Source organism: Saccharicrinis sp. GN24d3, assembly GCF_052400645.1.
GTDB lineage: Bacteria > Bacteroidota > Bacteroidia > Bacteroidales > Marinilabiliaceae > Saccharicrinis.
In genome coordinates this window covers 497273-511309 of record NZ_JBQTGI010000001.1, presented here as the reverse complement: position 1 = coordinate 511309, position 14037 = coordinate 497273, and the positions used below count along the sequence as shown (strand labels likewise).

General features: G+C 38.5%; 9 protein-coding genes. 2 read left to right on the top strand and 7 right to left on the bottom strand.

Going from position 1 to position 14037, the window contains the following annotated elements; translation table 11 throughout:
* Positions 1-7: 7 nt before the first annotated feature.
* The 3 genes from ACT29I_RS01635 to ACT29I_RS01625 form a co-directional block, all read right to left on the bottom strand.
* Positions 8-1507 (bottom strand): RagB/SusD family nutrient uptake outer membrane protein, encoded by a 1500-nt coding sequence (locus tag ACT29I_RS01635; protein ID WP_430933185.1) that lies wholly within the window; start codon positions 1505-1507, stop codon positions 8-10.
* Between the two features lie 11 nt (positions 1508-1518).
* Positions 1519-4962 (bottom strand): SusC/RagA family TonB-linked outer membrane protein, encoded by a 3444-nt coding sequence (locus ACT29I_RS01630; RefSeq protein ID WP_430933184.1) that lies wholly within the window; start codon positions 4960-4962, stop codon positions 1519-1521.
* Positions 4963-5330: 368 nt separating this feature from the next.
* The gene (locus ACT29I_RS01625) at positions 5331-6503 is read right to left on the bottom strand and encodes a FecR family protein (protein ID WP_430933183.1); all 1173 of its coding nucleotides are present in this window, start codon (positions 6501-6503) and stop codon (positions 5331-5333) included.
* A gap of 602 nt (positions 6504-7105) precedes the next feature.
* Between ACT29I_RS01625 and tnpA (ACT29I_RS01620) the strand changes: the two genes are divergently transcribed.
* On the top strand, positions 7106-7552 hold the full coding sequence (tnpA, locus tag ACT29I_RS01620; protein WP_444792543.1) for an IS200/IS605 family transposase: 447 nt from the start codon (positions 7106-7108) through the stop codon (positions 7550-7552).
* A gap of 459 nt (positions 7553-8011) precedes the next feature.
* A complete protein-coding gene (gene tnpA / locus ACT29I_RS01615; RefSeq protein WP_444792542.1) occupies positions 8012-8458 on the top strand; it encodes an IS200/IS605 family transposase in 447 nt (148 codons plus the stop codon).
* Between the two features lie 446 nt (positions 8459-8904).
* On the opposite strand, the gene ACT29I_RS01610 is transcribed toward tnpA (ACT29I_RS01615), so the two are convergent.
* From ACT29I_RS01610 to ACT29I_RS01595, 4 genes are all read right to left on the bottom strand, one after another.
* On the bottom strand, positions 8905-9459 hold the full coding sequence (locus ACT29I_RS01610) for an RNA polymerase sigma-70 factor (protein ID WP_430933180.1): 555 nt from the start codon (positions 9457-9459) through the stop codon (positions 8905-8907).
* Positions 9460-9777: 318 nt separating this feature from the next.
* Positions 9778-10608 (bottom strand): toxin-antitoxin system YwqK family antitoxin, encoded by an 831-nt coding sequence (locus tag ACT29I_RS01605; protein ID WP_430933179.1) that lies wholly within the window; start codon positions 10606-10608, stop codon positions 9778-9780.
* A gap of 190 nt (positions 10609-10798) precedes the next feature.
* Entirely contained in the window at positions 10799-11794 is a 996-nt protein-coding gene (locus tag ACT29I_RS01600; protein WP_430933178.1) for a Kelch repeat-containing protein, read from the bottom strand.
* Positions 11795-12193: 399 nt separating this feature from the next.
* Positions 12194-14005, bottom strand: a complete 1812-nt coding sequence (locus ACT29I_RS01595; RefSeq protein WP_430933177.1) for an arylsulfatase — start codon at positions 14003-14005, stop codon at positions 12194-12196.
* Positions 14006-14037 lie beyond the last annotated feature (32 nt).

Here is a 14037-nt window from a genome sequence, read left to right as displayed (position 1 = left end):
CAAATAACTATTCCTGAATATTTCCAAATTCCAGTTCATTGTCAGGTAGTGGAAAAATAAAATTCTCGGGAGTTACATCTCTAAAATATTTAGTACCCATTGTTGGTATGCTGGTAAGTTGCAATCTTTTATACATATAAAATATTTGCCCTTCCAGGTAAGTTTCCTTACGTAATTCTTTAACAATAGCATCCAATACATCTTCGACACTTCCAGAAATATCGGTCAATTCTACTTCTCTTTTCTCTTTGATGGAATTTACATATTGAATGGCTTTATCCAAATCTGTTTCAAGACTGGCTTCAGCCGCAATTAACATTAATTCGGTAATTCTAATTAATGGAACCGTTCTGTGTTGAATCAAAGTAACCCAACCTTCGTCAGAAAAATATTTCTGAATTGGAACATCCTGATCATATTTTATAGAAATTGACCTATGACCAAAACCACCGATCTTCATCAAATGCAAATATCTCCAGTCGTTTCCGCCTGGTCCCGGTGTTGGGGATTGCCACCAACGAACAGGAGCAATGGTTTTCTCAAACACAAGATCGGCATAATTATCACTTGTGGTTGCCGCATGGTATTGAGTGCTATTCTCTCCAAAGTATCTATTATAATAAGTGTTCAGTTTCGACACATTGAGTGCGCATATAAGCTCATCCATGAATAATAAATCTTTTTCATCATCACTACCATTTAAGCGATCGGGACTTACCCAACTCCATTCATATTCATTTATAACTTTTTCGGCATACAATAATGCATTTACATTGTCTTTCATGGTAATATACACTCTTGCTTTCAGGGCCAAAACAGCATAATAGTTCATATGATACTTGCGTTCATCAGCGGAAAATAATATACCCTCGTAACTGCCTTTTATAGGATCAACTTCTTCAAGTATAGCTTCTGCGGCATCCAGATCTTCAAGAATTTTTGCATATACATCTGCAATGGGAAGATGAGGGAATCTTAATCTCTCATATTTTGTAACATACGGTATTTGAGGATCTTCGCTAGTACCGTCTACGTATACATCTCCAAACAATCTTAATGCATCAAAGTGGATAAATGCCCTAAGCGCTATGGCTTCAGCTTTAACCAACTTATAATCATCAGGTAAAAACAGGTCTGCATTATCATCGATATTATCCAGTATTATATTGTTATTTGCTATTGCATTATAAAGATTGTTCCAGACATTCTTAATAATTGACTTTGGGTTGGTCGATACATAATCGAAATTTGTAATTGGCAAATCAGATGACTCAACATGGTTTTGAGCCGCTTGTGCCAACGCACCATACATTAAATGGTGCCCGTACAAACTTTCGTCACTTAATGAAATATACACTCCATTTAGCATTTCATTAAAACCATCTGCCGATTTAATCTGATCTTCTAAATCGATATCTGTTACTGGTGACACATCTAACCAATCATTACATCCCAAAAAAGATTGGCTTACCGCTAATATGATAAGAATTAATATTTTATTTTTCATTTTTCCAAAATTTAAAAGTTAGCACGTAATCCGATTGTGAAAGAGCGTGCATACGGGTACGAGGTACCGCGCTCCATTTTAACTGTTGACCAGTTAAAAACATCACCCATATTAAAAGTAAGTCGTAGTGACTCTATGCCTATTTTGTTATAGAAATGTTCCGGTATATGATAATTCATATTCACAGAACTTAAATTCAAATAACTATAGTCCTGAACAAATCGATCACTAGCAGGCGTATAGCTCATATTGCCCCAACTAAGTACATTATTTTTGTATTTAACGACGTCTCCTGGCTCCATCCAGGTTTCTTCCAGTACTCTTCTATCCACATTGTAGTACTTATTTGAGTTTTCAACTTTATTCACCAAAGTTTGATTATACTTTTGTCCTCCGGTGCTATACGAAAACATAAAACCGATTTCCAAAGGTCCATAAGCTACATCTGTTCCAAAACTACCCCTTAGTTTAGCCTCTGAATCGCCAACTACTACTTTATCCTTCGCATCCCAGTCAAAAGTTGGCACCCCATCCTTTGTAAGGAAGATTTCTTTACCTGTCATCGGATCAATACCTAATGATCTGACCGCATAAATTGCAGTATTCGATCTACCTTCTTCAAATCGCACATAGAAGTTATGTGAAGATTCCATAATAAAATCATCCGCAGAGCCATAGCTTTCTTCGTATGCTTGTATTTCTGCATCAGTTAAACCTGCCTGATTACTTAGCTCGTTATAATATTTTAAGGAATTCCCAATTCCTAATATCTTTGATTTATTCTGGTAACCAGACCAGTAAACGTTCCATTTAAATTTTGCTTTATTAATCAGTTTTGCTCGCAGCGCAAACTCAAAACCTTTATTTTCCATCTCTCCAAGATTCTCTTTAAATGAATCAAATCCTATTGAAGGAGGCGTTGTGATATCCATAATCATATCACTTGTATTCTTATCGTAATAGTTGAAAGATCCTGAGATTTTATTGGCGAAAAAACCAAACTCTACACCCAAGTCAAGTGTTGTAGTTGTTTGCCAGCTCAGATTTTCATTACCCAGGGCAGCCAGGTATGTTCCCAGTCCTCCAAGATATCTCACATCGGTATAATACTGTAATACATCTTTAGCCTGATAGGCTGAGAAATTTACAGAGCCGGTTTCTCCATAAGTTCCTTTAATTTTGAACCGACTTATGACATCGTTATTTCTTAAAAATTTCTCTTTATGAATATTCCAACCTAACCCAAAACTATAAAAACCGGCAGTTTTGTCATTCGCCCCAAATTGCGAAGACCCATCTAAGCGATAGGTAAGATCAGCAAGAAACCGATTATCAAAAGTATAGTTAACACTTGCCAGACCGCCAATTAAACGAACCGTTTGTTCGGATGCAGGCGGAACTCCTCCTACTGCATAACTATTGGCGAATGCCGGGTTATTGTATTTACTTGCTGCAAATCCTTGTGCACTAAAACCAAGTAACTCTGAAGTTTTGCTAGAAACATTATAGGCCAAAGAAGCATTAATGAAATGCTTCTTGATCTCTTTCATATAGCTTAATATGGCATTCCCGTAGATTGACTCTGAAACAACATCTGAAAAAGTAAATAAACCTTTTCTTTCTGGATTTGAAGTACTCCAATATTTATAAGAATCTGGAGAAACAAATACTTTATTTTTATAATTGTTGTTTGTATAAGAAATGTTCGCTTTTAGTTTTAACCCGGATACAATTCTCCATTCTAAGGAGAAGTTATTATTGATATCCATGTATTTTGTGTGATCAGAGTTACCAACGCCCGCCTCGTACACCGGGTTATAGTTAGAAAAATAACTATAATCTTCAGTATCATATACTGGAATAACATAGCGTTCAATTAGCTGACCGTTTGAATATTGGATAGGTAAATAACCCGGCATTTTAGCATAATAGTCAAATGAACCGTAAGGGGAATTCTCAGCGTTATTTTTATCAACAGCTATTCGGTTTTTTAAGATTAGTTTATTTTTCAGATTATAATTAAGCGTAAGTGCAATCCCATAGTTTTTGCGATCTGAGCCCTTCATAACCCCAGGTTTATCACTATAATTCACGTCCAGCATATATCGTATATACTCATCTCCTCCCATAAAATTCAACGAATGTTTCTGTCCAAACGCATTTCTGGTTGGTTGTGCCATCCAGTCTGTGTTTACTCCCTTGGCAATATTTTTTTCGATGGCTGTAATTTTATGTAAGCCATTGTCGCTATCATGAAAATAATTGAATAAGCCCAGGTCTTTTTGTAAACCAAATAACTCTTCTGCGTTCAACAAATCATAAGAATCAAGATCTGGTAGACTAATTACAGTATTTAAGTTATAGCTTACTTTTACTTTTCCTGCTTCCGGTTGTTTGGTTTTAATAACAATAACACCATTTGCAGCTCTTGAACCATACATTGCCGTTGCAGCAGCATCTTTTAAGATTGTAATCGATTCGATACGGTTCATATCCATATCAATTACTTTTGTAAGTGTAGTTTCAAAATCATCCAATATAAATATTGGTGCATTTGGGTCAGAACTAAAGCTTGTTACATCAAATTCCGGATCAGTTGCACTTAATATGGCATCACCTCTTAACCTTATTTCCGGTAAAACATTAGGATCAGAGCCAAATACGTTATTATCAACAATATTTAAGGCTGGGTCTAATAACACTAAACTTCTAATTACATTATCAGTCCCCATTGACATTAATTCATCAGCTTCAACAATAGTCGCTGTTCCGGTAAAGCTTTCTTTTCGAATTTGCACAATACCGGTTACAACAACTTCATCCACTTCTTGAACATCTTTAACAAGTCTGACATCCAACGACTGACTCCCCTCTACTTCAATTTCCTGGTTTACAAAGCCAATAAAAGAAAATGAGACGGAAACCTTTGCATTCGGAATGAGCAAAGAGTAGTTTCCGTTAGCATCGGTAACCGTTCCTGCACTTGTTCCTTTTACATAAACTGTAACACCGGGTATAGCCCCCCCTGTTTCATCGGTTACTTTACCGCTGATGGTTACTTTTTCGGGCTCCTGTTGTGCGACAACCGTTTTGGGCGAAGTCTGTTTCAGTATTACCACTTTATCAATTACTTCATAAGTTAAAGTGGTATTCCTCAAACAATCGTTTAATATTTCTTCCACGGTAGCCCCTTTGTAGTTGGCTTCCTCTAACCATACCCCCTCAACATCTTCAAGGTCGTATACAAAGGTAAATTCACTTTTATTGCGAATCTCTTTTAAAACATCTTCGAGAGACTGGTTGCTTATTTCAATATTCAGCCTGGTGTTTTGTGAATAAACACTGGCCGTCAATTGAACCGAACAAACTACCATTAACATGAATATTAGTTTCATCACCAATAAAGGTTTGTTGAGTTTCTTCCGAGAGAAACCCATAGTTTCAATTAAATGCATAAATTTGTATTTAGGTTTACATTTCAATTCCTGGCAGGGAATTGTATTATTGACTATAAACCAGGGTTGTGTCAGCAACCTTGGTTTTTTATTTTATTATAGTTCAACCCCTTCAGTGTTGCTATTTACTTGGTTACTATCCCCTGGGTTTCACCCAGGGTTATTCAAAGTTAAAACCACTTCATGGTTGATTTACAATACTTTTCAATTCCATTCTTTTAAATAAAATTTACGAGCTACGTCATAACCCTGAAAAGGGTTAAAATATGAATAACCACGGGTGATAACCCGTGGACACTTGCGCTCTAAAACCAAGAACCTCCGCTTATAGCGGAGCAAGCTATGAAGGGGTTCAACCCTTCTTCATATCATTCCATAATAGTGATATTATTCTCGTGAACCTCAAAGCGGACTTTATTGGTGGCAGCCAATATTTCCAGTATTTTATCAATATTCTCGTATCGTTTTACTTCTATATTAAATCGTTTGTCTTTGAGTGACGGATTCATATAAAACAGGTTGGCATCATACCATCTGGCCAGTTTGTCCATTACCACTTCCAATCTTTCACCTTCGCAATAAATAATGCCTTCCTTCCACAAAGCATAAACTTTGGCATCTACATTATGAACAGCAAACATTTTTTCTGTATCGTGAATAACAGCTTGTTGTTCGGGTTTGATAATCACCTCTTCCGAAGCTTTGCGAAGTTTAACACTTCCTTCTACCAGGGTCGTTGCTACCCTATCAGTTTCACGATATGCTTCAATATTAAACTCGGTTCCCAGCACCTCCACCTCAATATCTTTTACATCCACAATAAATGGTCGGGCTTTATCCGTTTCCACATCAAAATATACTTCACCGCTTACCCACACTTTTCGTTTATTACTGGCAAACTGTACAGGGTATTTTATCTCTGAGTCAGAGTTTAACCACACTTGCGTTCCATCCGATAAGGTAATATGATACTCTCCCCCACGAGGAACCTTAACGGTATTATACTTGGTCTCTAAATTTTTATTGCTGGAACCGGTATAAGCTAGTTGTCCGTTTAAGTTCGTGATTAACGTGCCATCGCTCTCCAATATACTATCGTTTTCTGCGGATTCCAGCTGAACGGCTTTACCATCGTCCAACATAAGAACTGCCTTAGAAGAACCAGGTTTAATCTCAACCTGCGCTAACCGAGCAGGTTGATCTCCCATAATCCGAGAAACAAAGTAAACCGTGCCAGCTAATAATGCAATAATTAATATGACTGCTACACGACCAATCCACAAAGGCATCCTTCTTATTTTACCTGCTGTTTTAATCTCCAGGTTAATCTGCTTCCAGGCTTTTCGCGAATCAATACGATCAACATACTTATCTCTCACCTCTCTTTTCTTACCTCTCTTAATCGTTTCGTATAACTTCTGGTTCTCTTCCGATTCTTCTAACCACTTTTGAAGCATAGCTGTTTCCTCAGCTGAAAGCTCCCCACTAACCTCCTTGGAAATGAGTTGGGCAATTTTATATTCAAATTCAAAGTTTTCCATGGTATCCTTTGTTTTCTACTAATAAAACAATCGAAAAATTTAAGGGGATGAATGGAGGGATAAAAAAATGTATTTTTTTTTATTAGTGTTGATTAGTCATTCGACATTAGTCAATGGTCAGTAGATATTCGTTAAGTTGCTTACCTATTCACCCCCTTTCGGGGATGATACATTTAGGTTGAGAAACCACCGGTTTCACCGGTGGTTATTCATAGTTAAGCCAGTTCCTGGCTTTTCATCCCCATAATGTACAACAGGTTTGAATAACACATTAATAACCTGTAATTTTATAATTGGTAGTAGCATAAACATGTCCCGATAGGGACAAAACTAGGAATACTTATTCCGAAGAATTGCGGTAACCGTGGGTAAAATCCGCGACATCGCTAACTCGTCAAGGCAGCCCTAAAGAGTACATCTTTGTACAACTATTTAAAACAAACCATAAGGTTAAATAAGCAATGCCCAGAATGGGCTTAACTATGAATAACCGTGTGTGCAACGCACGGCATCATGACGCATTACACACCAGCCCCGATAGGGGTTGAACTTAAAGAATGATTGTTGTTCCTTAAGGTCTGTATCACCAAAACATGATCAACATGTCAAGCTATCGCCAAATACTTTACCACATTATATTTCGCACAAAAGGAAGCGAGAAAACACTAAACATGGGATACTCGAGTGAGCTCTTCAACTATATTTGGGGTATTATCCAAAAGAAAAACGGTTTTCTTTACCGCATTAATGCCATGGAAGAGCATGTACATATGTTATCCGATCTCCATCCAAGCATTGCTATGGCTGATTTTGTAAGGGATATAAAAACAGCGTCATCAATAAGACTAAAAGCAACAGGTCATTTCCCTTATTTTAGAGGCTGGGCGGATGGATATGCAGCACTTACCTATGCTTATTGGGACAAAGAAAAAATAATCAACTACATCAAGAACCAACAAGAGCATCATCAAAAAGAAACGTTTGAGGAAGAATACCTTAGGTTGCTAAAGGAGCATAATATTGAAGTTGACATGAAATTTTTCCCGTGAGCATTTGTTCACCCCCTTTCGGGGATGATACATTGGAGCTCAGAAACCACCGGCTTCACCGGTGGTTATTCATAGTTAAGCCAGTTCCTGGCTTTTCATCCCCATAATGTACAACAGGTTTGAATAACACATTAATAACCTGTAATTTTATAATTGGTAGTAGCATAAACATGTCCCGATAGGGACAAAACTAGGAATACTTGTTCCGAAGAATTGCGGAAACCGTGGGTAAAATCCGCGACATCGCTAACTCGTCAAGGCAGCCCTAAAGAGTACATCTTTGTACAACTATTTAAAACAAACCATAAGGTAAAAGCAATGCCCAGAATGGGCTTAACTATGAATAACCGTGTGTGCAACACACGGCATCATGCCATATTGTACACCAGCCCCGATAGGGGTTGAACTTAAAGAATGATTGTTGTTCCTTAAGGTCTGTATCACCAAAACATGATCAACATGTCAAGCTATCGCCAAATACTTTACCACATTATATTTCGCACAAAAGAAAGCGAGAAAACACTAAACATGGGATACTCGAGTGAGCTCTTCAACTATATTTGGGGTATTATACAGAAGAAAAATGGTTTTCTTTACCGCATTAATGCCATGGAAGAGCATGTACATATGTTATCCGATCTCCATCCAAGCATTGCTATGGCTGATTTTGTAAGGGATATAAAAACAGCATCATCAATAAGACTTAAAGCAACAGGTCATTTCCCTTATTTTAGAGGCTGGGCGGATGGATATGCAGCACTTACCTATGCTTATTGGGACAAAGAAAAAATAATCAACTATATCAAGAACCAACAAGAGCATCATCAAAAAGAAACGTTTGAGGAAGAATACCTCAGATTACTAAAGGAGCATAATATTGAAGTTGACATGAAATTTTTCCCGTGAGCATTTGTTCACCCCCTTTCGGGGATGATACATTGGAGCTCAGAAACCACCGGCTTCACCGGTGGTTATTCATAGTTAAGCCAGTTCCTGGCTTTTCATCCCCATAATGTACAACAGGTTTGAATAACACATTAATAACCTGTAATTTTATAATTGGTAGTAGCATAAACATGTCCCGATAGGGACAAAACTAGGAATACTTGTTCCGAAGAATTGCGGAAACCGTGGGTAAAATCCGCGACATCGCTAACTCATCAAGGCAGCCCTAAAGAGTGCATCTTTGTACAACTATTTAAAACAAACCATAAGGTAAAAGCAATGCCCAGAATGGGCTTAACTATGAATAACCGTGTGTGCAACACACGGCATCATGCCATATTGTACACCAGCCCCGATAGGGGTTGAACTATTCAACTAACCAACAACCAATGACCATTACTTACTGACTAAAACTCCTTTAGCAGCAGAGCCAATAAAAAGTAGTAATCCTTCAGCGTAATCCTCAAGGTTTTAAGCGCATTGTATTTAAGTGTTTTCACAGTGTTTATAGAGACTCCCAGGTTAGTGGCTATCTCCTGGTTTTGCATGCCTCGCAGGCTTAAGTTCATGATGTTCCTGCTTTGCTCTGGAAGGGCGTTTACAGCCTGGTATATAATTCGGTAAGATTCTTCTTCGATGATTTTATGGCTGATATCTTTTTCAAATGCCTTATCGACTTCTTCTTCGTATTTTCGTCCTTGTTCTTCTTTTTTAATACGATTAAGGCTGATGTTTTTTACCATCACATACAGAAAGGATTTTAAGGAGCTTATATCATCGTAGCTCTCACGGTTATTCCATAACTTTATAAAAGCTTCCTGTGCAATATCCTCGGCAATATCTTCATCTTTTACATACGATTTGGCTACCACACACATCGAGGGGTACAACTGCTCAAAAAGTTCTTCAAAAGCTAAGGTATCTCCCTTTTTTATTCTATAAAATAGTTTTTCTGCAGCCATACGCCCCAAAAATAGGGATTGGTTATGAAAAAACAAAAGAAATAAAATTATGGGCTTGATTTAAAACATAGCAAGGAGGTTAAATTGCATCAAATCGGTCAATGGCCGGTTAGATATAAAGCTAAATGCAGGGAGCGATGAGAGGTAAGCTGAGAATGAAATATCCATTGGCCCGTTCTCCTTGTTCCGCTCTTCGCCCTTTAGCAAAGGGGCATTCTAACCCACCTTTTCAATTACGATTTCAATAAATTAGTAATTCAAAGAAGGGTTGAACCCTTGTTTTAGCTCTTGATTGGGATTAGTAATGAATAATCCGCCTTAAACTCCCCTCACCGCAACCTCCACCTTTTTTTGCAAGATAAGTTTTACCGCTTCCGAGTTTTTAGCTACCGCAACTATATTAATTGTTTTATTTACCACATAACCTTTAGGAATCTCCAATACAATCCTGGCTGTTTTTGAGGTAAGCGATTCTACCTCGGAAATATTTTTAGAAAAGTACTTGCCTTCGACCAAATCGCCCATATAAAAGGTAACTGCTCTATACCTTTTCGCATTTTCACCTGCCAGCGAAAGCTTTAAGGTATACTTATTCGCAGATCGTACCTCATCTATTCTTTCAATATGTATTTTGGGTTGTTTACGCTGCTTACCCAGGTTGGTGTACTCCTTTAACCCAGTTCCCGGCAGACCATTTTTATACCGATACTCAGCGGTTAGTCTTCCTTGTCGGTCGTAGTGTTTACATTGTCCGCTAATGGCCCCGTTTTCATATGTCAACTCTTTCCATACCTTGCCGTTTTTAAAGTAGGCCAAATAAGTTCCATGTTTCTTATCTTCCACATAATTCATCCGGGAAGCCATTTCTCCACTTTCCCAATAACGGATACTCTCGCCATGACGAATCCCCTTGCCTTCATGGTTGTATTTCATGTTGACCTTCCATTTTACAGGTCGGCTCGGATCGCTTCCATAGTGAATGTTTTTTACGAATGCCCCTTTTTTTATCGGCTTGGCTTTTTCAATGACTTCCTTTCTTTGTTCGGCTAGGTTAAAATTGATTTTCAACCCCATTTCATCGCCATATTCAACTACAACAAACAAGGCAACCAATAAAAACAGAATTAAAAATGGCATTATCTTTTTCATATGACTTGGGGTTAATTATTAACGAGAATCAAATTCTTGTCCACAGATTACACGAATTAAACGGATTAAATAGTATTGCTTCTTAAGGTTTTCAAAAGGAAAACAAAGAACCTGTGTTAATCTGATTAACCTGTCCACTGACAGACGATTCTGTGTATAAAGGGCAAATGGAATTACGTAGATATATCGATTATTTGTTCGTAAAAACCTCGATGGAACTCATGTTGCCTCCGCCCCTATTCGGACTTCCGGCAGCAATATAAACTTTGTTGTCCCAGTAAATAGCTGTGCTGCCGTGCCTTCCTATTTTTAAGGGAGAAAGCTGACTCCATTTCAACGTTTCCAAATCTAAGCACTGTGTTTCGTTGTGGGCTTTGTCCTGACCTGACTCTCCGCCAAAGTAAATGATTTTATTGTGGATTTGAACAGCTCCTCCTGCGGCAGTGGGTACCGGTAAATTATACTTTAATGTCATCCATTTATCCGTAGCAAAATCATACACATCTACTTCCGGTATGGTAGCACCAAAAAAGGCGGTAAAATTGTCGGGGTGATGCACACTGGTGTTTCTTCCTCCAACGCAATATATCTTCTGGTTAAACAGCACGGCCGAAAAATGATCTCTCAGATGCGGCGCTTTGGTCAAACTCCCCCATTTCTTCGTATTTAAATCGTAATAATCGAATCGGTTGGTCGTTCCGCTGGTGTGGCCATATTCAATTCCTCCAATTAAATATATCTTATCCTGATACAATACAGCTCCTGCACTTCCTCTTTGGTATTCCATCGGTATTTTAGGCCCTTTCACCCATTTATCTTCTTTGGGATAGTACTCCCATATGTTTTCCACAGGTGTTTCCTTCGGATATTTACCCGTCATAGCGCCCACTATATAAATTACATCATCTTTCCAAACGGCCTGGAAGTGATGGATTTCCATTGGTGTCTTACCTTTGGTTTCCCATGTATTATTTACAGGATCGTATACATTGACCGGTTTTACACCTCTTCCTCCTATGAGGTAAAATTTACCCTGAAATTGAACAAAAGCATTTTCGTGACGTCCCACCGCCTCACCTGCCGGATTCAGAGGTTTCCAAATATAATTTTCAATTGTATTTTGGGCCGGTAATAAAGTAAAACACGATAGCAATACCGAAAGAAATAATAGTCTTGATGATTTCATATGCAAATAGATCGTTATATTTCACCTGTCTGTTAGCTGACGGGGATTATTGTACAAATGTAAATATATGGAATTGAAGTGAGGAATTATCAGCTTTGTCATCAAAATCAATACTGTCCAGTAAGATTTATTAGATTTTCTGTCTGCCCGATCATGCCAGTCTAGCTAAGAGTTGATGTCAAGGCTAAAGCCTAAGGATAGACAGATATAGCTCCACCTTAAAAGGCGGAGTTATAGGATATAACTTGCAGCATAGTTAATCATAATAATTACAACAAACCCCAAAGTCCATTGCCTAGGGGTTGTTAAATGTTTTGCTATTCGTATTATACCGTTTATTAATCAAACTGCGTCTTTTGTTCGCTTCACATCTAAAGCCACTTTGATTATATATCCGTATTACAATCTTTCTACTTCATAATAGTAAGCAATTGCTTTGTTACCTTTTTCATCATAAAAACCGCCTCCCAGCTTTAATTCTCCTGCTTCAAGGTCCACTGATACTTCAGCAGCCGTATAGGCCTCGTTAAACTTACACGCTACCACTTTATCGCCCAACATAACAAAAGGCTTATTCAGTTTTAGCGAAACACCATCAGGAATAGCTTCAGTACCTTTAGTAGCCTTGACTCCTGGCACTGTTGCATCCATTTTCAATCCGCTTTCCTTAGGATAACGGGAAATTGAGATTTTGTATTTGCCTGCTTGCATAACTTCTGTAAGCAAATATCCAGCATCAAAAGCCTTACCTGCACGAATCATATTCTGGTTCCAAGGAATAGGTTGCTCATTGTGCATATCGTGACAAGTAAGAAAAGACGGATTTTCATGTTCCGTACCTAGTTTAATTACAGGATATTCAAAATCCTTTTCTGCCCTACTCCACCAATCATTATAGAAATCCTGCATCAGTTTAACTTGCTCCGGATGTTGGTCGGCAATATTGTTCTTTTGACCGGGATCAGCAGTGATATCGTACAATTCCTTGCCATTATTTAAACGCCATTTGGTAGTCATCACACAGCTGTTTCGTCCTTTTACAGGCCATTGGATACGCTGCGTATCGGTTACCAGCATACGTTTGTCGAAATCAATATCGGAAGTTTTACCGTACAACAAGCTGGTTATCGAAGTTCCATCCATTTCGTACTTGTAGGTTGCGCTTAATCCGCATAAATCAACCAACGTCGGAAGTACATCCACATGGGCGGCAAGGCTGTTTACATCTTTTCCTCCGACAAGTTCGCCGTTGGGCCATCTGATAAAAAACGGAACACGGTGCCCTCCGTCGTAATGACTTCCTTTCTGCCCGCGCATTCCGGCATTATAACCTGTATAAGATTCAGTCTTTTTGTTATAGCGAAATCCGGCAGCGGTACCGTTATCCGTCATAAAAATCAGGATGGTATTATCTACCATCCCTTGGGCTTCCAAATGCTGTGCCAGCTGTCCAAAACGTTCGTCCAGCTGGGTAATCATACCATAAAAGTTCTTCTGCACTCCTTGTAAGGGAGCATCATCGTACATAGAAACATACTTTTCCTCCACATTATATGGCCCATGAGGCGCATTTAACGATAAGTATGCAAAAAAAGGTTTGTCCCGATGTTTATCGATGAACCTGGTTGCCTCGTCGAAAAACACATCAGTACAATACCCTGTGTTTTTTTCGGGAACACCATTTCTAAAATAAGTGTCGTCAAAATAATCGTTGTTCCAGTAATCCGGTGTTTGTCCTACTCCTCCTCCATTATGGTGGAAAGTCTCCTGAAAACCCCTGTCGTGCGGACGAAAGGGATAGTTATCGCCCAAATGCCATTTACCAAACATACCGGTAGCATATCCGTTGGCAGCAAACACATCGGCCAAAGTGGTTTCCCGCTCATGTAACGAAGAGCAACCCCCAATGGTATGCCATACCCCATTACGGTTGCAGTTACGTCCGCTCATCAGCCCCCCTCGGGTAGGCGCGCAGGTAGTACCTACATGAAAATTGGTTAAACGTACACTCTGCGAATGGAACTTATCCAAATTCGGTGTTTGGATAACGGTATTTCCATGACAGGCCAGATCGCCATACCCTTGATCATCGGTGATAACAAGGATCACATTAGGTTTGGTTTCATTTTTTGATTCCGATGTTTTATTTTGCGTGCAGCTGACTAAAAATAATAGTAATGCAAGCACAACGAATGTTGTTTTTAGTTTCATTATACTTTAATATTATAATTTTAGCACTCCCA